Here is a 20,451-nt window from a genome sequence, read left to right as displayed (position 1 = left end):
AAACCTTACAAGGTTGTAAGGTAACTGTAAGTTACGAATATGGCATGGACGCAAACGAATCTTTTACAATGATAACATCGTTATAGAGGAGTGAAGATATGCCCATCCTGAGCGTCAAGCATCTATCCAAAATCTACGAGGGCAAAGTGGCGTTCCAAGCTCTGAGCAATATTCACTTCAACGTCGCCAAAGGCGAATTCGTCGGCATTATGGGACCTTCCGGCAGCGGAAAAACGACGCTCCTCAATCTGATTGCCACCATTGATCAGCCCACGGCCGGGGAAGTGATCATAGGCGGACGCAATCCCCATCTGCTCAGCAGGAGCGATACCGCTCTGTTTCGGCGCCGGGAGCTGGGCTTCGTCTTCCAGCATTTCAATCTGCTGGATACGCTGACCGTTGAGGAAAACATCGTTCTTCCGCTGACGCTGGAAGGCATGCCGCTGGACGAAATGGGCATCCGGCTGAACCGGATCGCAGACCGGCTCGGCATCGGGTCTATTCTGCACAAGCATACCTACGAGATTTCCGGCGGACAGATGCAGCGCACCGCCATCGCCAGGGCGCTCATTCAGGAGCCGTCCCTGATTCTGGCCGACGAGCCCACGGGAAACCTGGACTCCAGAGCCTCCAAAGAAGTGATGCAGACGCTATCCGCTTCGAGCAAAGAGGCTTCCGCAACGATTCTCATGGTCACACATGATCCGGTGGCAGCCAGCTACTGTGACCGCGTCTTGTTCATCAAGGACGGTCAACTATATAATGAAATGTATTGCGGTGACAACCGCCAAGCCTTTTTCCAGAAAATCATCGACATGCTGGCGCTGCTGGGAGGAGGAAGTCATGACCTTTCGACAATTCGCTTTTAGGAATGTCCTGAGGAATAAGCGGACCTATGCGGCCTATTTCTTAAGCAGTGCATTCTCCGTCATGATTTTCTTTGTGTGCGCGCTGTTCCTGTTTCACCCTTCCATCACGGACGAGATGTTCTATCAGGTTGTGATCCAGGCGATGGTTGGCGCAGAGCTGATTATGTACGTATTCTCGTTTTTCTTCGTGCTGTATTCCGTCGGGGCTTTCTTGAAGACCCGTAAGCGCGAGTTCGGCATTCTGTTCATGCATGGCATGACGGACCGCCAGTTTAACAAGATGGTGTTTCTTGAAAATATGATCATCGGCGTAAGCGCGATTGCAACGGGCATCCTGTTCGGCATCATTACAGGCAAGCTGTTCCTGATGGCAGGCTCAGCCTTTCTCGGAGTCCCGCCCCTGCCGTTTCGACTGAGCCTGCGCGCGCTGGGGCTGACGGTCGCGAGTTATGTGCTGCTGTTCCTCATCATCTCGCTGTGCACACCCTGGCTGCTGCGGCCCAAAGCGCTAATCGACTTGTTCCAGTCCGGACAGCGGCCGAAAACCGCGCCCAGGACATCGCCGTGGTTATCCATATTGGCGGCTGCTCTGCTGTTGGTCAGCTACGGCCTGGCGGCCACGACAAGCGCATCGACCCTTGCGCTGCGCATGTTTCCGGTTACCTTAATGACGATGATCGGCACGTATCTGTTGTATACCCAGCTTGGAGTTGCTCTCGTGCGGAGGTTGAAGCAAAGCCGCCGGTTAGCCTGGAGAAGGACCAAGCTGATCTCGCTATCCAGCCTGCAATACCGGCTGAAGGATCATGCCCAGATGTTCTCGATGGTGACGATCGTGCTGGCCGTGTCTTTTTGCTCGGTAGGCGTATTTGCCTCCATCCCGGTGCTCACGAAGCAGTTCAACGAGGACTTCCCAGCCGCCATCGGTTATCTCGCCAAAACGGGAGATGCCTCCGAGGAGCAGCATTTGAACGAAATCCGGCATGAGCTTGAATCGAGAAAAATACCGTTTGAAACGCTATCGTTTCGCGTTAAATATACGGATGCCGTACTGGCATCGGCGCAGGTCGGTCCATCGGAGATTCCGTTGACACTGATCTCGTTCTCCGACTATAAGGCGGCCGTCGTGATGGCGGGACTGCCGTTTAACGAACAGCCGCCGAGCGGCGAGGAGGCCCTTGTCCTCATTGCTTCGCAAAACGACAGAGCTTATATCCGCAACCGGGATTACGCTTCTTACCGGCTGCGGGATTCCGACATCCGGCTGCGTGAAATCGGTTATTCCGATCATGTCGGCGTGCCGGAATATTTGCTGCCGGAGATAGATGACGATTCCCGTTTCGGCGGACTGGTCGTCAGCGACGACATCTTCGCCGCTGTCACGGATCCGGTCCGGCAGGAATGGTACACCGGCTTCTACGTGGATGATTTTACGGAGACCGAGGGCATCGCCCCTCACTTGGCCCCGAGCGGTGCCGTGCGTTATGAGATGGACCGGCCTTACGCGCTGGCGGTCAGCGGCACGCTGTTTGCCCTTCGGGACAGCCTGTACAATATGCTGCTCTTCGCGGCATTGCTTGTGGGCACGGTGTTTTTTATCGCGGCAGGAAGCTTCCTGTACTTCCGCCTCTATGCCGATCTGGATTACGACCGCAGGCATTATGCCACGATATCCCGGCTCGGGATGACGGATAAGGAGTTCCGGCGGATCGTAACCGGACAGCTGGCGCTGCTGTTTTTTGTACCGATCAGCCTTGCGATCGTGCACAGCATCTTTGCTTTCATCGCGCTGCAAAGCTATTTCTATTTATCCATTGCGGCTGAAATGGGCATTGTGCTGATCAGCTTCCTGATGATGCAGGTCCTGTACTTTTTTTTCATCCGCAGCCAGTATCTGCGCAAGCTGAAGCAGACCCTTATATAAAGGATGGCAGAGACATCCTTATCTTTTGAAAGAGGTGTAACTTTTGGAAAACTGGATTACGGACATTATGGAGAAGTTCGGCTATGTCGGCATCCTGCTGATGATTGCGCTGGAAAACGTATTTCCGCCGATTCCCTCCGAGGTCATTCTTACCTTCGGCGGATTTATGACCACCTACACGAAACTGACGGTCCCGGGCGTCATTATTGCAGCTACGATCGGATCTATAGCCGGTGCTGTTATTCTGTACGGAATTGGTCGCCTGCTCGATGTTGAGCGGCTTGAAAAAATCGTGGATCGCTGGGGGCATATCCTCCGCGTCAAAAAAGAAGACATCCGCAAGGCGGATGCCTGGTTCGATAAATACGGCTACTGGACCGTGCTGTTCTGCCGTATGATTCCACTGATCCGGAGCCTGATCTCCATCCCGGCGGGGATGTCCAACATGAAGTTCGGCATGTTCCTGCTCTTCACGACCATCGGTACCCTGATCTGGAACGTTATTCTGGTATGCGTGGGAGCCGCTGTCGGTGATTCATGGGAAAATATCGTGGCCTTCATGGACGTCTATTCCAATATCGCTTATGCTGTAATAGCTGTGGCCGTGATTGCGTTCCTGTTCTTTTTCTTCCGCAAGCGGAGAAAGTCAGCTTAAGTCAGCTTTGGATCACACGCATTTCATGCCATTCATCATTCATATCATTACATTTAATATTTTTTGTAAGGGAGAGACTATAGGTCATGGATTTTTTAACCATCCTCAAAGCAATTATTCTGGGAATCGTCGAGGGACTGACCGAGTTCGCTCCTGTATCCTCTACCGGTCATATGATCATCGTTGATGATATGTGGCTGAAATCCGAGGAGTTTCTGACGAAATACGTAGCCAACACGTTCAAGGTCGTCATTCAGCTCGGCTCCATTCTCGCCGTTATCGTGGTGTTCAAGGACCGCTTCCTGGATCTCTTGGGACTCAAGCGCAAAAAACCAGAAGCCGGCGTACCGGCGGGTACGGGCAGACTGAGACTCAGCCAGGTTATCGTCGGTTTGATTCCGGCGGGCGTGCTGGGCGTCTTGTTCGAAGACCTTATTGACGAGCATTTATTTTCTACCGAAACGGTACTGATCGGGCTTGTGATCGGAGCCATCTTCATGATCGTTGCCGACAAGGTCAGCTCGAAAAAAGAGCCGAAAGTGGTCACTGTCGATCAAATTACGTACAGGCAGGCATTCAGCGTCGGACTGATTCAATGTCTGTCGCTCTGGCCAGGCTTCTCCCGCTCCGGCTCCACCATTTCCGGAGGCGTCATGCTGGGCATGAGTCATCGCGCAGCGGCTGACTTTACCTTCATTATGGCTGTGCCGATCATGTTCGGAGCCAGCTTCCTGTCGCTGCTGAAGAACTGGGAATACTTCACGCTCGAGGCTCTTCCGTTCTTCATCGCCGGATTCGTAGCGGCTTTCGTCTTCGCTTTGATCTCCATCCGCTTCTTCCTGAAGCTGATTAACCGGATCAAGCTGGTGCCGTTTGCGATCTATCGGATCGTGCTCGCTGCTATTATTGCGTTGGTGCTTTATCTGTAAAACCGTTCGTTCATGTATATGGAATGCACAAGATTGAAAAAAGGCGGGGCTGTCCCTAAGTCATCTTCAATGACTTTTGGGACAGCCCCGCCTTTGATTAAAGGTGCGCGGATAGCTATCGTTCTAACTGTATCTCTTTTGTCATAGAATTTCGTTTACCGCATTCGAGAACCATTTCGCGATGATTTGCGGCCTTGTGATGGCGCTGCCTACAACCACACAATAAGCTCCCATTTCGATCGCTCTTGCAGCCTGCTCCGGCGTGTTGAAGTTGCCTTCTGCAATGACTGGCTTCTTACACTGCTTAATCAGTTCTTCCAGCACGGTGAACTTCTCCACATGCTGAGACTGCGGTGTATAACCAATAAGTGTCGTTCCAATGTAGTGGAACCCCAATCGTTCTGCTCGCAACCCCTCTTCCGTTGTGGAGATATCCGCCATGAACTTCTGCGAAGGATATTTTGTAAAGATCGATTGCAGGAATGCCTCATCCTGATCCATCGTTGCTTGCACAGCAATAATCTCAACCCCCGTACCAACAAGCGCATCTACTTCGGTCATGGTCGCTGTAATGAACGATTGCATGCCCGGATAGTCTTTTTTGATAATGCCAATAATGGGCAGCTCAACTTGCTTCTTTATTTCCTCGATGTCTTCAACGCTATTAGCACGGATCCCCACCGCACCGGATTCGGCTGCCGCAATGGCCATACGTCCCATAATAAATGAACTATGCAACGGTTCGCCTGGCAAAGCCTGACATGATACAATTAATCCTCGTTTCACAATATGTTCCCTCCATGCCATATCCTCTTTTATTCTTCTCCAATAGCCTCATTTATCTTTTGTTTAATTAAGTCGGCTTTTGCGCCAAATACAGCCTGAACCCCGCCTTTTACCTCCAATACTGCAGTAGCACCCAGTTCTTTGATTGTATCCTTATCTACTTTCGATACATCTTTGACTGCAACACGAAGTCTTGTAATACATGCATCGACATCTTCCAGGTTCTCCTTGCCACCAAGCGCATTCAGCACTTTCATCGCGGTCTCTCCAATACTGTCCTTGGTTTCAACCGATACGCTCTCCCCATCACTTTCACGTCCCGGTGTCGCCACATTGAATTTCGTAATTAAGAAGCGGAACACAAGGTAATAGATGACAGCCCAGAAGAGCCCCACAATAATGACATAGATCCAATTAGTTTTGGCATTCCCCTGCAGAACCCCAAAGAGCATGAAGTCGATGGCCCCGCCAGAGAAGGTATTCCCGATACGAACGGATAACATATCCGCGATCATAAAGGATAGACCATCTAGAGCCGCATGAATCACATATAACCAAGGAGCGACGAATAAGAACATAAACTCAATCGGCTCCGTAATCCCTGTCAGGAACGATGTCAGCGCTGCACTAAAGAACAAACCAAACACAAGCTTGCGACGGTGCTTCGGAACGCAATGATACATCGCAAGACATGCCGCAGGAAGACCAAACATCATCGTAGCAAAACGTCCTGCAAAAAAACGGGTTCCTTCGGAGAACATTCCAACATGATTCGGATCAGCCAGTTCGGCAAAAAAGATTTTCTGCGCACCCACCACTTGCTGACCTGCAACCGTGGCGACACCGCCCAGCTCTGTGAACCAGAACATCGGATAAATCATATGGTGTAGACCGACAGCACCTGTAAGACGAAGCAAGAATCCGTATAAATAGGTACCGAAATATCCCATTCCGGCTATAGCAGTCCCTGCCGCTACCAGCCAGCCTTGAAACGTAGGCCAGATTAAGAAGAAGATCCCGCCTACAAAAATAGCACTAAAAGATGAGACGATCGGAATAAACCGTGAGCCTCCAAAAAATCCTAGAAAGGAAGGTAATTGAATCCCACGGTATCGATTGTTCAAATAAGTAACCAGGATACCAATGACAATAGCCCCTACAACTCCGGTGTCAATGGATTCAACGCTTGGATTAAATACCGTGATCATTGCACCAATCGATGCATTCATAACCAGGAACGAGACGGCTGCCGCCAGCGCAGCAGTACCTTTATCTTTTTTCGCTAGCCCCACGGCAAGACCAATACACATGATTAGCGCTAAGTTGGCAAACACAACATTGCCGGCTGCCGACATAATTTGAAAAACAGCTTGTAAAAACCGCGTATTCAGAATCGGATATGCAGCAATCGTATTCGCATTCGATAAGGCTCCCCCAATCCCAAGCAGCAAACCCGCAGCAGGTAGGATTGCAATCGGTAACATAAATGACTTACCAAGCTTTTGCAACTGTTTAAACATGGATTTTCCTCCTATTGGATCAATCATTGTATTCCATCGCGATATGTCAATTCTACATCATGAAATTATTTTAGTAAATATAATTTAACTGAAATAATTTTATTTTTGGTAAATAAGCTATGACACTTAGTATGAACAATCACAATAAAAAACCTGTGCCCTCCAGCAGACGAAAAATACGTCAACTTCTGAGGTTCACAGGTACGATGAAAGCTTTATTATTAATCCATTCGGTTGTGTTCAAGAATCGTATTTACTGTAATTTGCATCCGACTATTTAAATCCGCATCCTCGAGTAAGATCATACATAAAATATCTATCGCATACATGACGGAAAATTGACTATTTACAAACCTTTCTTTATCAACAAACAATGTATTGGAGACCAAAATAAAAGAGTCCACTTGTTGCGCCAGCGTACTTTCGGAGAAGCTGGTCAGACAGATGACTTTGCACCCATTATTCTTTGCAATTCTGGTTGCGTCGACAATGACGGACGTTTCCCCTGAACTGGAAATCGCAATAACGAAATCATTCTCGTTCACGATCGAACTATTGATCAGCATTAAATGAGAATCCGTAATACTCTGCACATTGAAGCCCATACGCAGCAAGCGAAGCATCATTTCCTTCGCTGAAAGTCCCGAGCTCCCGATTCCGTATATGTAAATTCGTGCTGCGCTCTTAATCGCTTCAGCAAGTCGATGCAAATATGTAATGTCCAGTAATTGATTCGAACGCTCAATGACCGTCTGATAGAATTTAGATACTTGTATGAGAATATTGTCCTCCGCCGAAGGAGCCGTCGCAGTACGAAGCCTGCCCAACTGAACCTTCAATTCGGCAAAATTACGGCAACCAATCTTCTTGCAAAAATGCGTGATTGTCCCATTCGAGACACCAACATGGTTCGCCAGCACAGATATATTCATGTTATTAATTGATTGACCTTCTTGAAGAATATAATTCGCTACCAACTGTTCTTTCTTCGAGAAACTCGGATATAACTGCTGAATAACCATATAAATATCCATTGAATCCACCACCGCCATTTGGGAATTATAACAAAAAAAGCATGTGGATTCAATATTATTGCTATGGGCGTGAATGCTAGTGCCCATCCTGAATCCTAGTTCGTAAAAACGGATATACAGAGAATGATATCGAGCTCGTCCGGAAGACCGATTTTTAGTAAACAACGTCCGTTCTGTCCGTCAACGAATATCATAAATGCGGGTACTTCGAGGAGCAGACTACTACAGTTGGTCCTTTGAATAATACCGTACCCTCTTACCATGACAGCTGGCGTATTCAATCTCAGCCCGAGTGCTGTCTCCAATATAGCCATTCACATCGATTACAAAGATTTCGTCCGACATATCGATTTTGCGGAAGTGCAGCTCTTTAAGCTTCCGCTCCTGCTCCTCCGTGATCTCGATCCCGTCGCTCTGCTCAAAAAAACCGACACTAAGAACGATATGTCCGCTTAACGTAAGCGCAGCTTCGACTTCCCGAAACTGTGCTTTAAACTTGGTCGAGCCGCATAGCGTTATTACCTGCATCGTACACCTTCCTTTTGGTAAATAGATACTCGTACTCTTCAGAAATATCGTGGACAAGAAAAGATGCGGATGATAAAAGTTTCTAATGCGCTAAATGCTCTCTATGATTGTCAGAATGATAGGGATAATTGCTCAAGACCATCATAGGAGTAAATATGGTGCAGCGCAACCATTCATCCATGAAGAAAAAGCCCTCCGATAAGGAGGGACTTCTGCCTAATGGTTGTACGGGGAATCCCCTATCCATCGATGAGCCAGGATTCATTCTCAATAGCAGCTTGAAACCCCTCTGCCTCACTCTTCAAACGATAAATTGGCGGGCTCCTCCAGCAGCTCATAGTGAAAGTCGAGGTTCGTCGTAGGTACGCTGAGATCCACCTCTTCAAAGCGGAAGCTGTCCACCCACACCTTGCCTGTCCCCATCAGCAGGACACCGATCGAAATCGTGGCGCTGTCCTCGGGTACGTCGAGCACGATCGCATAGTGATTCCAGTGCGTGCTGCCCACAATGCGCCGGTCATTCATATTATCGAATTGGAGCACGTCTTCCGCACGATTATCGACGCGCATCCACAGCCCGCAGTATTCTTTGACGTTCTCGGTTTTGACAAAGCCGGAGAACCGCATCCGCTTGCCCGCATACTTGTCGGCTTTGAACTGCTGCATCATGGTCGCAAAAGCGCCATCTTCCATTGGGGTAAGGGCTTTTAGGTAACCGGAAGTGCTTCCTTGGTGGACGGTGGACCGGTCGACGCCGATTTCATAATCATGCGGATGACTTCCGCTCAGAAACCAGCCTTTTAATGCGGATTGCGTTTGCTGCTGCATATGATCCTCTCCTTTTTGGTAGCTTGAGTGTTGAGCGTGAACCGCAAAGATTTTGCGGTAACGCCCCGGCGGCATGCCGTACAATTTTTTAAATGCTCTCGTAAACGACTCCTGACTCTCGAAGTGACAGTGCAGGGAAATGTCGATAATCGCAGCCTCGGAGTGCAGCAGGAGCTGTGCTGCATAACAGAGTCTTCGTTTTCTAAGGTAATCCGCGATATTCATGCCAACCTCCTTCCGAAACAAGCGGTGGAAGTGATATGGCGAAAAACCGGCATAGGATGCAATACCCGTGAGGGTCAGCTGCTCCTCCAGATGCTGCTCCATGTACGCTATACTTTTTTGGATGATACGCTGGGTACTCAAGGTCAGGCCCTCCTTTGTTATTAGGATACCAAACGGGAGAAGAGCGTTTTTGATCTTTTTTGCCAACATAAGATAACCGTCTGTCGACGTGATTTCTCGCAAAACCAATCGCAAATAGCGGAAGCTGTCTTCTTGCGGAGATCAGGGAGGCTCAAGCTCTGAAATTTAATCTTTCTGAAATAAAAAAAGCCCCTTCGATTACGATCATCGAAGAGGCCTATTGCAAGCGAACTCATGCCATAAGAAAGCTAAGACGCGCCTCAACAGAGGCCTGGCTCCGTGATTCACAGCAGCCTCGTCTCGGGCAGGAAAAATGTATGTCATCCCTGATGACAGTTTCCTCTACCCGTTGTAATTCGGTGGATCCCCGAACTCCAGGGCACTCCCGCATTATATAGCCGAGCGCATTCTGCTGTACGGCTAAGCCGCATACCGCACTATCCCTGCGGCTTCAGCTGAACGGTGCGCTTGGTGCTTGCGGATTCGTACGCTGCAATGGCTACACGGGCAGAATAGTAGCCGTCTTCCCCCGTTATTTCGACCGGCTTGCCATCGCGAATGCTGTCGATAAAGCTGTTGACGAGACCTGCGTCCATGTCATCGCCCCAGAAGCTCCACGCCGCTTTACCAGTTACATCGCTGTAGACATCGTTCTTCTGAGCAAAGGAATCAATGTTCAGCACACCCTTGGTGCCAATGATCTCAAGCGTGACATCCCCCCAGGTAGGGAAGGTGCGATTACGGGACCAGCTTGGGTCCAGTACAGCAACAACGCCATTCGCGAATTTGACGTGGACCATGCCGGCATCGTCAATCTCTGTGTCATGGAAGAGCGTTTCCGCATGGGCGTATACTTCCTCTGCCTTGCTGCCCGTAAACCAATGCATCAGGTCCATCACATGGACGGTATGATCCAATACGGCGCCGCCGCCCGATTTCTCCCGTTCGATAAACCAGCCGCCCGGCATGGTTCCCCGGTTGGTTCCCTTCATGGCCAAAATTTCGCCGATTTGCCCTGCATCAATCGCTTCCTTCGCCTGACGAACGGACGTAATATAACGGCAAGGAAAAGCCGTCATGAGCTGAACGCCATGATCCTTGCACACTTGAATCATCTCCAGCATTTCGGACTCGGACAAGCCTAACGGCTTCTCGCACAGCACATGCTTACCTGCCGCAGCGGCAAGTTTGGTGAATTCCGCATGACGCGCATTCTCCGAACAGATGACAACCGCATCCAGTTCCTGTGCCAGCAATTCATTATAGTCTGCATAATACGGTATGCCCCGGTCCACGGAGTAAGGGCGCACGCGCTCCGCGTCTTCATCGGCGACGCCGACCACCTCGACATCATCTCGCTTCAGCATGCCGAATAGATAGCTCGCTGCATGCATATGGGCAAAGCTGATAAAGCCTACTTTAACTTTCTTCATGAAACCGTCCCTCCGATCATCACGGGCTGTCCAGTCCGGGCCGATTGCTCCGCTGCCTGAGCGATTTCAACGGCGTAGCAAGCATCCTTAATACTTACGAGCGGTTCGCTGCCGTTTCGGATGCACTCGATAAAATGCTGCACCTCGTTATAATAAGGGTCATACAGGCTTGGGCTTGAAGGAACCTGTACGGCTGCTCCCTCGCCTGCCTCCGCATTCACCAGTTTAATGTCCAGAGACTGCACCTGATTGCTGTCAAATCTTATAATTCCCTGGTCTCCCGAGATCTCGAACTGCGTTGTAAACGGTCCGGGATACCCCCAATAGCCGGTTAGACTGGCGATTGCGCTATTTTTAAAATGAAGCGTAAGCTGGGCATACTCCATCTCAGGCTCATCCCGCTTAACGATGGAAGCATATACCGACTCCACTTCCCCGAACAGCCAGCAGGCAAAATCGATATCGTGAATCATGAGGTCCATGATAACACCGCCGCTCTTGCCCGGGTCGTTATACCATCCATCCATACCCTGCGGATACGAACCGTACCGCTTAAAGTGAGCCATCTTCGGTGTTCCGATGCTTCCGGAGTGGGCCTGCCGATAAGCGTCATGATAGTTCGGGAAGAACCGGACGACATGTCCGATAAACAACCGGACTCCGTGCTTCTCACAGGCTGCCTTCATTTCCTGCGCATCCTCCAGCGTTAATGCTGCCGGCTTTTCGCAGATGACGTGCAGTCCTTTTTCAGCTAACTTCAGTACAAACGGTTTATGGAGATAGGTGGGCAGACACACCGCAACCGTTTCCAAATCTTTTTGTTCAAACAGCGACTCTACATCCGTGTATGCCTTCGCCCCGGTCAAAGCTGCTGCCCGCTCAGCCCGCCCGGCGTTAATATCAACCACGCCTGTCACCGTTACTCCCGGCATTTTCGCCAAGTTGTGCGCATAGGCCGTTCCCATCGTTCCACAGCCCAAAATCGCTATGTTCATGCTTATCCCTCCAGTATACCTGTAATGACTTGGACCAAAAGGTGATGCCGTATCCGTTGTCAACGAATATTACTCCACCCTGTTACATTCTTCATGTGACATGACATTCCTGCCTATATTTCTCAAATTCGTGCTTTTTTGAACTTATGCCGCTAACTTGGTAAAGTGTATATATAGAGTAGAGAGAAAGGGTGTAGCGAGAACATGTCAGAACTTGTCGTTCAAACAAAAGACGGGCGTATTCAAGGCAGTTCGGAAAACGGAGTACGTGTATGGAAGGGAATCCCTTATGCAAAGCCACCGATCGGTCCGCTTCGGTTCCGTGCTCCCGTATCCCCCGATCCATGGGACGGGATAAAAGATGCTACCGCCTTCAGCCCCATGTGCCTTCAACCGCTTGAATCCACCTCAAGCATGCTTGGCGGAGGAGTGACCAAAACGGTGTCCGAGGATTGCCTCTATCTCAATGTGTGGGCACCCCTGAACACGCCGGCGGAGCCGCTGCCCGTCATGGTATGGATTCACGGGGGCACTTTTGTCACAGGCTCGGGCAGCTTGCCAAGCTATAACGGCGCGCCCTTCGTTCTCCGTGGAGACGTGATTGTGGTAACGCTCAATTACCGGCTGGGTCCGCTCGGCTTTCTCCATCTCTCTCCATTCGGTGAAACCTATTCCTCCAATACCGGTTTATTGGACCAGATCGCCGCCCTGCAATGGGTGCGGGATCATATCGCGGCCTTCGGCGGCGACCCAGAGCGAGTGACGGTATTCGGAGAGTCGGCCGGCAGCATGAGCATTGCAGCCTTACTAGCAATGCCGGCAGCCAAAGGGTTGTTCCACCGGGCCATCATGCAAAGCGGTGCTGCCCAGGTCATGGCTCCGGAACAGGCAAAGATGGTAACGGCTGGTTTGCTTAAGGAGCTGGACATAACGCCTGATAAGGCCCATCAGCTTGAATCCCTCACAGGTGAGCAAATATTTGAAGCCGGGGAACGGCTGAAGAAACGAATTGGAGCCGGCGTCAACATGATCTTCCAGCCGGTGCTGGAACCGGACACGCTGCCTCATGATCCGCTGCAGGCTGTTCAATCGGGCTGGGCCAAAGACGTGCCGATCCTGATCGGAACAAATCACGATGAAGGGGCTTTGTTCTTCCGGCCGGACATGCCGCTTGTGAAGGAGAACGATCTTGTCCGCACCGTGGAGATGATGACCGGCATTGAGGATGCCGCCCCAATCACCAAGGAGTACCCGTACAGCATCGACGGACATGCCCAGATTATGACCGACCTGTATTTCTGGCGCTCGGCCCTGCAGTTCGCTTCCGCTCAGAGCAAACACGCGCCGGTATGGATGTACCGATTCGATTGGACGCTGCCGAATCATCCGGTTCTCGGCAAAGCGATGCACGCCCTGGAAATCCCGTTTGTATTCAACACGCTGGCGCTGTTTCAGAACATCGGTGTTCAAGTCGATGCCGCTACGCAAGCCCTGTCCGACCGGATGCAGGATGCTTGGATTGCATTTGCGCGCAATGGCTCACCGGATACAGAGGCTCTGCCGTGGCCTGCTTATGATCGGGCATCGCGTTCAACGATGATATTCAACAACGACAGCAGGGTCATCGAGGACCCGGATGCGGAGAAGCGGGAAATGCTGCAATTATAAAATAGCAAGCCATAAGCAAGGAGTCCCTTATGCCAATAGAATTCAATAGAATCCTATGGCAGCAAAAAAGCTGTATTTCCAGGCATGACATCATGGATATCATGCTGGAATACAGCTTTTTGTTATTATGGGCCGTACATGTACATGCCGCTGATCGTGGGCTCCCCAGCCCCCGCCTGCTGCAGCGAAAGGATGGTGAGGACTAAGGGGGCCCTAGGATAAGGCAGGAAGCAGCCTTATTTCACAGCTCCCTGCGTAATGCCATTGATGATCCACTTCTGTGCGAACAGATAGATGATGATCATCGGGAGCATCGCCATCAGGTATGAAGCAAAGGCCAGATTGAAGTCTGTATTGAACTGCCCTTGGAATATATACTGCACAAGCGGCAGCGTATAGGAATCCGTATCGCTGATAATGATGAGCGGCAGCAGGAAGTCATTGTAGGTCGAGAGGCAAATCAGAATGCCCACCGTCGCATTGATCGGCGCCATAATCGGGAATATGATCCTCCAGAAGGTCCCCCAAGTCGAGGTACCGTCCACTCGGGCCGCCTCCTCCAGCGCAACCGGGATGGATTTAATATAACCCACGTACACAAATACGTTAAATGCCAAGGCATATACGGTATGCAGGATCGTAAGCCCGACCAGATTCGTCATATTAAACCCGGCTGTCAGCTTGACCAGCGGCAGCATAATGATCGGGAATGGAATGAACATGGCACTGATGAAATAAAAGTACAAGCCTTTGAAGAACTTCCGGTTCATATTGCGGGCAATCGCATAAGCGACGAGCGAATTGGTCAGCAGGGTCAGCACCACCGTTGCTGTCGTTACCATGGCGCTGTTGCCCAGCGCGTTGAAGAAATTGGTCATTTTTATGGCATTCGTAAAATTCTCGAAATGAAGCTCCTTCGGCAGGCCGAATACGGAAGCCAGCATGTCCTCCGGCGTTTTAAGCGCAATCGTGATCGTCATATACAGCGGGAACAAGATCAGTATCGTACCCAATGTGATGAGAATCATCACCGTCCAGTTGGTTTTCGTCCGCATTACATGTCCCCCTCTCTTCTCTGCAGGAACCGAATCTGCACAATCGATATCGTTGCAATCAGGATGAAGTAGATCACGGAGTTCGCGGATTGATAAGCAAACTCTCCTCCCTCGAAGCCGCCCGTATAAATCAGGTGGGAGATCGACTGCGTCGCCCGGCCCGGACCGCCGTTGGTGAGGGCGACGATCTGATCAAAGACCATCAGGGAATTCTTCATCGCCAGCACCATGTTGATCGTAAAGAACGGCGCGATCAGCGGAAACGTTATTTTCCAAAATTCCTGCCAGCGGTTCGCCCCATCGAGATTGGACGCTTCAAACAGTGTGTGAGGGATGGTCTGGAGCCCCGCGAGATACAGGATCGTGTTATACGCTATGCCCTGCCATACCGCTACCACCACAATCCCGATCCAGGCATGCTGTTCACTGCCCAGGATATTGGTGGACAGCCACTCGATCCCCAGGTTCTGTCCCCAAATGGTGAACACATTCGAGAACAGGTAGTTGAATATGTAACCAACAATCAGCACACTCAGAATATTCGGAAGAAAGTAGATGCCTCTGAAGAAATTCCTCGCTTTGATTTTGGCATTCAGCCCCATGGCAATCAGCAGACTGAAGATGTTGATCAGGATGGTTACCACGACCGCGAATTTGAATGTGAACCAATACGCATTGCCCACGTTGCCGTCCTTAAACAGATTGACGTAATTCTTGAATCCGATGAAATCGAAGTTATCGCCGAATCCGTTCCAGTTCGTGAAGGAGTAATACACCCCCTGCAAAGCCGGCAGCGTCAGAAATACGAAGAACAGCACGACCGCCGGCACGGTCATCAAGTAATAAGGCATAAGCCGCTTGTTCATGTTGGGTCCTCCTCAATGCTTCTTGGATATCGTGTGAAGAAAATACCGCCTTCCGCCCGTTAACGCCTGTCAGCTACCTTGTCCCATTCGGTGTCCAGCTTCTTCAGATACCCGTCGATATCCCGGTTCTGAAGGAAGGATTGAATCACCGAGTTCAGCTGCACCGCCGCGGGAATGTAGTGGTCGGCAAAATCGATGACCTGGCCCCGCTCCAGATAAGGCAGAAGCTCTGCGACGGCGGGATCCTCCTGCTTTACGCCCTCAACGGTGGAGAACAGCGTTTGCTCCGTTATATACTGCTTGCTATTCTCAGGCTCCAGCAAAAATTGAATGAACTGCTGGGCCTCCTCTTTATGCTTCGAATCCTCGGATATGGCAAGTAACGTATCGACACCCGATATTAGTTTATTCTCCTCGGGTTTATTGCCGGTTGGCATAGGGAAGAAGCCGATCGGTGCATCCGGATTCGCTTTCCGGATTTCCGGAATCGCCCAGGTTCCTTGGATATACATGGCGGATTGGCCTCTCGCAAAATCCCGGTTGCCGTCCGCGTAGTTCTTGCCAAAGTTATCCCCATGGCCATAATCCATCAGCGCGAGCTGCTTCTCCGCAATCTCCCGGTATTTCTCGGCAAACGTTACCGTGCCTTCCCGCCGATCCATGTAAAAGTCAATGCCTTCCAGATTGGATGCCAATGCGTTAAACGGCAGCACCGTCTGCCAATCGTCTTTATAAGTGAAATAGAACGGGATTTTCCCCGCATCCTTGGCCTTCTGCGCCGTAGCTAACAGCTCGTCCCAGGTCTTGGGAACGCTGAGCCCCAATTCCTTGAAAATTTCCGTATTGTACATCACGCCGTTAGCGTTCGTTGAATAGGGAATGCCCGTAACCTCGTCCATCCCCGCTACGTCTTTCAGCATCTGGACATAGGTCTCATCCACCTGACTCAGCAGCGGATTATTTGTCAAATCCATAAAAATGCCGCTTTGCGCCAGCAATGAATAGGTATCGGTTGCACCCATGCCGATAATGTCAGGAATATCATTCTTGACGACTCTTGTCTTGAGTACGGTCTCCGCATCCGGCGGATTTACCTGAACAACCTTGATCTCGGATTGGGATTGATTAAATTTCTCAATTAGTGCATCAAAGGAACCTTTCGCTTCAGGCTTATTCTGAAAAAATTCAAGCTGCACGCGTCCCGATTCCTCTGTTGCTCCGCATGCGGTCAGCATCAGTACGATCACCAAACACGCCGCGATCCATTTACCAAGCTTCATGGTCTGCCCCCCATTTCATATCCTGATGTAGTTTTGGTCAAAGTCCATGTCTATTTACTACCCTTTTTGCTTGGTTGGTAAACCTTCCGGGCTCCAAGGCAGCGCTCCAGATACCGTGTAAGACAACAGAAAAAAACGTCTATTTGACGTTCCTTCACAGAAAACAGATCACGTATAGAGAAAGTTTTTTGAAAGTATCCTATGGTTTAGATCCGTTGAAACGGAACCCTCCCATAGACATAAAAAAAACCAGCAGATCAGGGTCTTCATCCTGATCTGCTGGCAAGGTTCGGCTATCGTTTCATAGCCCGATGCAACCTACTCCAACCATTTTTTATGAATGTCGGCAAACTTGCCTTGCAGCTTCATTTCGTCAATCCACATTTCCAGATAGCTTGCATATTCAAAGTCGCCGCGAGGAATCATGTAGCCTTTTTCGCTGTTCGTGAAAGGCTTATCCGTCAATGCAGCATACAGTCTGGAATCTGCTTTTGCATACGTAATCGCTTCGATCGTATCGGTAATCATCACGTCATACGTACCGTCCGCTACCAAATGCGGGATATCCAGGTTGTTTGGAACGACGGTCACATTAGCTTTCGTCAAATGCTCGCGTACGAATACTTCGTTTGTTCCGCCTGGATTGACACCAATGCGAACCGAAGGTTTGTTAATGTCTTCAATTGTAAGGTATTTGTCTTTGTCTTCGGCACGGATCAACGGTGCTTTACCGAAGGAAATGTACCCTTGGGACACATAAGCCGTTTTTTGTCTTGCCGTGTTGCGGGTAACGCCGCCTACTGCGATGTCGAATTTATCAGCCTGCAAGTCCTTCATCATGTTGGACCAAGTGGTGTTGACGTAGCGAACTTCCACGCCAAGATCTTTACCGAGCTCTTCCATCGCATCAACATCATAACCTTCATACTCTTTTGTAACAGGATTCAAATATGTAAACGGTTTGTAATCCCCTGTCATGCCAACCCGGATGTAGCCTCTTTCGATAATTTCGTCAAGCTGGGAAGCCGCTTGTTTCTTTAGCTGTCCGGGTGCATTGGTCGAAGCCGATTTAGCGGATACCTCCGGTGATGTGAGCACCTCGTTTGCAGCAAAACCCGTTGCTACCAATGATAAGCTGACTACCCCTGCTAGCAATACCTTTTTCCAATTCTTAGCCATGTCTTCGTTTCCTCCAGTTTTCATCTAGTTGTACATCCTGATGCCCTTTAGTTGGCAGTGGCATCGATCTGCCTGAAACACTCTGATCATCGTCTTGCTGGTACTTCCCCTGACTTACTGCCTTACACGGTTACGATTCGAGTTTCTTTGCTTCCAGGCATCCCCCCTCTCAAGTCCCCTTACGTGCGGTCCATAAGATTTAGGGAATGCTACAGACTGAATTTGGCAAGCTCTTTGCTAAGCTCCTGAGCGACCGTCTCCAGATGTTTAACGGAGTTCGAAATTTCCTTGATGGTTGAAATTTGCTCTTCCACGGCGGCGGTCACATTCTGTGCGTCATTGGAAGTCAAATCCGCAATGGATTTCAGCTCTTCAACCGAAGCGCTGACCTGTTCGGATCCCGCCGACATTTCCTCGGAAGCCGCCGATACCTCCAAAATGTGATCAGCCACGTTCCGTGTCGCACTCAGAATGTTATCGAATTTCTCGCGCACCTCTTCAATCAGCGCGATGCCATCCTGTACATCCTTCCGGCTGACGTCCATGACCTGTACAGCATTAATCGTATCCTCGCGTATTTCCGTAATCAGCTTTGCAATCTGATCGGTTGATACCTCGGACTGTCCAGCCAGCTTCTTGACTTCTTCAGCCACGACTGCAAAGCCGCGTCCGTGCTCGCCCGCTCTGGCAGCCTCGATGGAAGCGTTCAGGGACAGCAGTCGGATCCGGGAGGTCACTTCCGTGATAAAGCTTAAAATTTGCTCGATTTCCGAGGAACGCTCATTCAAACGTTCAATCGCCGTGCCAACCTTGGACGTGCCCACGCCGATGTTGCCGATCTGTTTCACGGCTTGCTCAACAACAACCGATCCGGTCTCCGCTTGACTAGCGGCTTCCTGCGCGGCTTCGGACACCATCGAGGATGTCTCGGCGATTTTGACGATTCCGCTGGCCATGTCGCTCATGGACGTCGCGATTTCGTTGGAGCTTGAAGCATGAGCTTGTGCTCCGCTGGCAATTTGGCGAATGGAAGAACCGATTCGGTCCACGCTGTCCATGGCCGTATCCACCCCGCTCGAAACGGTATCCGTGACCGACATGACTTGGCGGGAGGAATCGTTCACCCCAACGACCAGATGCTTCAGATGCGATACCGTCTGGTTAAAATCGCTGGAAAGGACGGCAACCTCATCCTTGCCGCTAACCTGAATGGTTTTGGTCAAATCACCCGCTGCAACTTCTTTAACCGCCGCGTTGAGCCTGCGGATCGGCCGGACTATCTGTGCCGTGAACCAAACCGCAGCAGCGGCGGAAACGAACAGAGCAGCAACCGAGATAATGACTAAAGTAAACGACATTTCCTTGATCGGAGCGTTCAGCTCCTGGGTCGGTGCCGTTACGAACACGCCCCAGTTTAAGTTGGATGGTGCGTAGGCCGCCGAGTACTCAACGTTATCCAGTACATAGTCGAATTCTCCAAGCTCGCCTTGACGCACCTTGTCAAAAGCTTGCGATAATTCCGTGCTTTCCACATCTTCGACCTTCTTTTGAAGAACGAATTCCTCTGATGGATGCCACATGAACGTTCCCGCTTTGCTTAGAAGAAAAGCGTATCCGGTATCTCCGAAGGTCTGGGAGGATACTTTTTTCTGCACCTCGTTGATTGGAAGGGTAGAGCCCATGTAACCGTACTGTTTTCCATCTTTCATCAACGGAATGATCATCGTAACGATGTTGTTGCCCGTACGCTTGGAAAGCACCGGCTCCGACACAACCAGCTTACCTTCGCCCTTCCCGGCTTCCTGATAATGGACGCGGTCGGACACGTCGGTCACTTCGCCCAGAAAGTTGATGACGTTCTTCCCTGTCAAATCGTATGAGAAGAAAAAGGTCTCAAATTCCGGGTTCACTTCCTGCGCCGCTTGTATCAATTGCAAATCCTGCGCTTTATTCCCTGTGACGAATTTCCCAATGGTTTCAACCTTGGCAATTTCCACGTCGAGAAATTGGTCGATCTGAAGCGCCAGCTTCTCCGCGCTAAGCTGTGCTTCCTTGTCCAAACTCTCCTGAAGCAAATCGGAGGACCGGTTGTAAGTTACGGCAAAGACGGATCCAAGACTGACTAGCAAGAGCAAACAAATCATTGTAATCATTTTTTGCTTGAGACTCTTAAGCATGCTGTATAAACCCTCCCAAAAATAGTGCCTGGGTCCTATCCGATCATTCGTCCAAAATTTTTGCAAGTGCTCTTTTTTCTGTAAGGACTTTTCTCTCTACAAACAAAAATGAACAAATTACGTCAAAAAATTATGGTATAAAATGGCGAAATAAGACTCCGCTTTATTAGTTATCGGTAGGGTATGTTCATTTTTTGATAGGTTGATGAGACATTTTACACAATTCGACATCGACGTGGTAATGCGAAATGCTCAGGGGTTTACCTAGTCCAAAAGACTTGAATATATAATTTTTTTCATATATCTTTAGTCGTTACTAACATGTTGCAGGAATTACTTGAGTTTATATGGAACGGAGG

The 20,451-nt window shown here is 50.0% G+C and carries 17 protein-coding genes; 5 read left to right on the top strand and 12 right to left on the bottom strand.

Going from position 1 to position 20,451, the window contains the following annotated elements:
• The first annotated feature begins 98 nt into the window (after positions 1 to 98).
• The 4 genes from PAEVO_RS24695 (at position 99) to PAEVO_RS24680 (ending at position 4,377) form a co-directional block, all read left to right on the top strand.
• Positions 99 to 869 carry an ABC transporter ATP-binding protein gene (locus PAEVO_RS24695; RefSeq protein WP_100540144.1) on the top strand — a complete coding sequence of 257 codons (771 nt, stop codon included), beginning with the start codon at positions 99 to 101 and terminating at the stop codon, positions 867 to 869.
• Positions 844 to 2,793 carry an ABC transporter permease gene (locus PAEVO_RS24690; RefSeq protein WP_100540143.1) on the top strand — a complete coding sequence of 650 codons (1,950 nt, stop codon included), beginning with the start codon at positions 844 to 846 and terminating at the stop codon, positions 2,791 to 2,793. The genes PAEVO_RS24695 and PAEVO_RS24690 overlap by 26 nt, the downstream gene beginning before the upstream one ends.
• 43 nt (positions 2,794 to 2,836) lie before the next feature.
• Entirely contained in the window at positions 2,837 to 3,448 is a 612-nt protein-coding gene (locus tag PAEVO_RS24685; RefSeq protein ID WP_100540142.1) for a DedA family protein, read from the top strand.
• Between the two features lie 86 nt (positions 3,449 to 3,534).
• Positions 3,535 to 4,377 (top strand): undecaprenyl-diphosphate phosphatase, encoded by an 843-nt coding sequence (locus PAEVO_RS24680; RefSeq protein ID WP_012818974.1) that lies wholly within the window; start codon positions 3,535 to 3,537, stop codon positions 4,375 to 4,377.
• Between the two features lie 141 nt (positions 4,378 to 4,518).
• Here PAEVO_RS24680 and PAEVO_RS24675 read toward each other — a convergent pair whose 3' ends face one another.
• The 7 genes from PAEVO_RS24675 to PAEVO_RS24645 all read right to left on the bottom strand — a co-directional run bounded on the left by PAEVO_RS24675 (position 4,519) and on the right by PAEVO_RS24645 (position 11,867).
• Positions 4,519 to 5,163: an N-acetylmannosamine-6-phosphate 2-epimerase gene (locus PAEVO_RS24675; protein WP_243390921.1), complete on the bottom strand. Its 645-nt coding sequence runs from the start codon at positions 5,161 to 5,163 to the stop codon at positions 4,519 to 4,521.
• A gap of 29 nt (positions 5,164 to 5,192) precedes the next feature.
• Positions 5,193 to 6,683, bottom strand: coding sequence for a PTS transporter subunit EIIC (locus tag PAEVO_RS24670; protein WP_100540140.1), 1,491 nt, complete (start codon positions 6,681 to 6,683; stop codon positions 5,193 to 5,195).
• A 221-nt stretch (positions 6,684 to 6,904) separates the two neighbouring features.
• Positions 6,905 to 7,717, bottom strand: a complete 813-nt coding sequence (locus tag PAEVO_RS24665) for a MurR/RpiR family transcriptional regulator (protein WP_243390920.1) — start codon at positions 7,715 to 7,717, stop codon at positions 6,905 to 6,907.
• Between the two features lie 222 nt (positions 7,718 to 7,939).
• Positions 7,940 to 8,245, bottom strand: coding sequence for a hypothetical protein (locus PAEVO_RS24660; RefSeq protein WP_100540138.1), 306 nt, complete (start codon positions 8,243 to 8,245; stop codon positions 7,940 to 7,942).
• Positions 8,246 to 8,539: 294 nt separating this feature from the next.
• A complete protein-coding gene (locus tag PAEVO_RS24655) occupies positions 8,540 to 9,439 on the bottom strand; it encodes a helix-turn-helix domain-containing protein (RefSeq protein ID WP_100540137.1) in 900 nt (299 codons plus the stop codon).
• A gap of 437 nt (positions 9,440 to 9,876) precedes the next feature.
• Positions 9,877 to 10,872: a Gfo/Idh/MocA family protein gene (locus PAEVO_RS24650; protein ID WP_100540136.1), complete on the bottom strand. Its 996-nt coding sequence runs from the start codon at positions 10,870 to 10,872 to the stop codon at positions 9,877 to 9,879.
• Positions 10,869 to 11,867, bottom strand: a complete 999-nt coding sequence (locus PAEVO_RS24645; RefSeq protein ID WP_100540135.1) for a Gfo/Idh/MocA family protein — start codon at positions 11,865 to 11,867, stop codon at positions 10,869 to 10,871. Before PAEVO_RS24645 ends, PAEVO_RS24650 begins: the two co-directional genes overlap by 4 nt.
• Before the next feature lie 204 nt (positions 11,868 to 12,071).
• Here PAEVO_RS24645 and PAEVO_RS24640 point away from each other — a divergent pair, with 204 nt between their 5' ends.
• Positions 12,072 to 13,535 (top strand): carboxylesterase/lipase family protein, encoded by a 1,464-nt coding sequence (locus tag PAEVO_RS24640; RefSeq protein ID WP_100540134.1) that lies wholly within the window; start codon positions 12,072 to 12,074, stop codon positions 13,533 to 13,535.
• Between the two features lie 236 nt (positions 13,536 to 13,771).
• On the opposite strand, the gene PAEVO_RS24635 is transcribed toward PAEVO_RS24640, so the two are convergent.
• From PAEVO_RS24635 to PAEVO_RS24615, 5 genes are all read right to left on the bottom strand, one after another.
• Complete coding sequence (locus PAEVO_RS24635; protein WP_071221920.1) at positions 13,772 to 14,590, bottom strand: carbohydrate ABC transporter permease; 819 nt, start codon at positions 14,588 to 14,590, stop codon at positions 13,772 to 13,774.
• Complete coding sequence (locus tag PAEVO_RS24630; RefSeq protein WP_100540133.1) at positions 14,590 to 15,456, bottom strand: carbohydrate ABC transporter permease; 867 nt, start codon at positions 15,454 to 15,456, stop codon at positions 14,590 to 14,592. Before PAEVO_RS24630 ends, PAEVO_RS24635 begins: the two co-directional genes overlap by 1 nt.
• Positions 15,457 to 15,515: 59 nt before the next feature.
• Entirely contained in the window at positions 15,516 to 16,736 is a 1,221-nt protein-coding gene (locus PAEVO_RS24625; protein WP_100540132.1) for an ABC transporter substrate-binding protein, read from the bottom strand.
• 318 nt (positions 16,737 to 17,054) lie between these two features.
• On the bottom strand, positions 17,055 to 17,915 hold the full coding sequence (locus tag PAEVO_RS24620; protein ID WP_100540257.1) for a transporter substrate-binding domain-containing protein: 861 nt from the start codon (positions 17,913 to 17,915) through the stop codon (positions 17,055 to 17,057).
• A gap of 209 nt (positions 17,916 to 18,124) precedes the next feature.
• The gene (locus tag PAEVO_RS24615; protein ID WP_100540131.1) at positions 18,125 to 20,092 is read right to left on the bottom strand and encodes a methyl-accepting chemotaxis protein; all 1,968 of its coding nucleotides are present in this window, start codon (positions 20,090 to 20,092) and stop codon (positions 18,125 to 18,127) included.
• Positions 20,093 to 20,451 lie beyond the last annotated feature (359 nt).

The organism is Paenibacillus sp. GM2FR (genome assembly GCF_002803325.1).
In the GTDB taxonomy this organism is placed as follows: domain Bacteria; phylum Bacillota; class Bacilli; order Paenibacillales; family Paenibacillaceae; genus Paenibacillus_AQ; species Paenibacillus_AQ lautus.
This window is presented reverse-complemented; position numbering and strand designations above follow the sequence as displayed.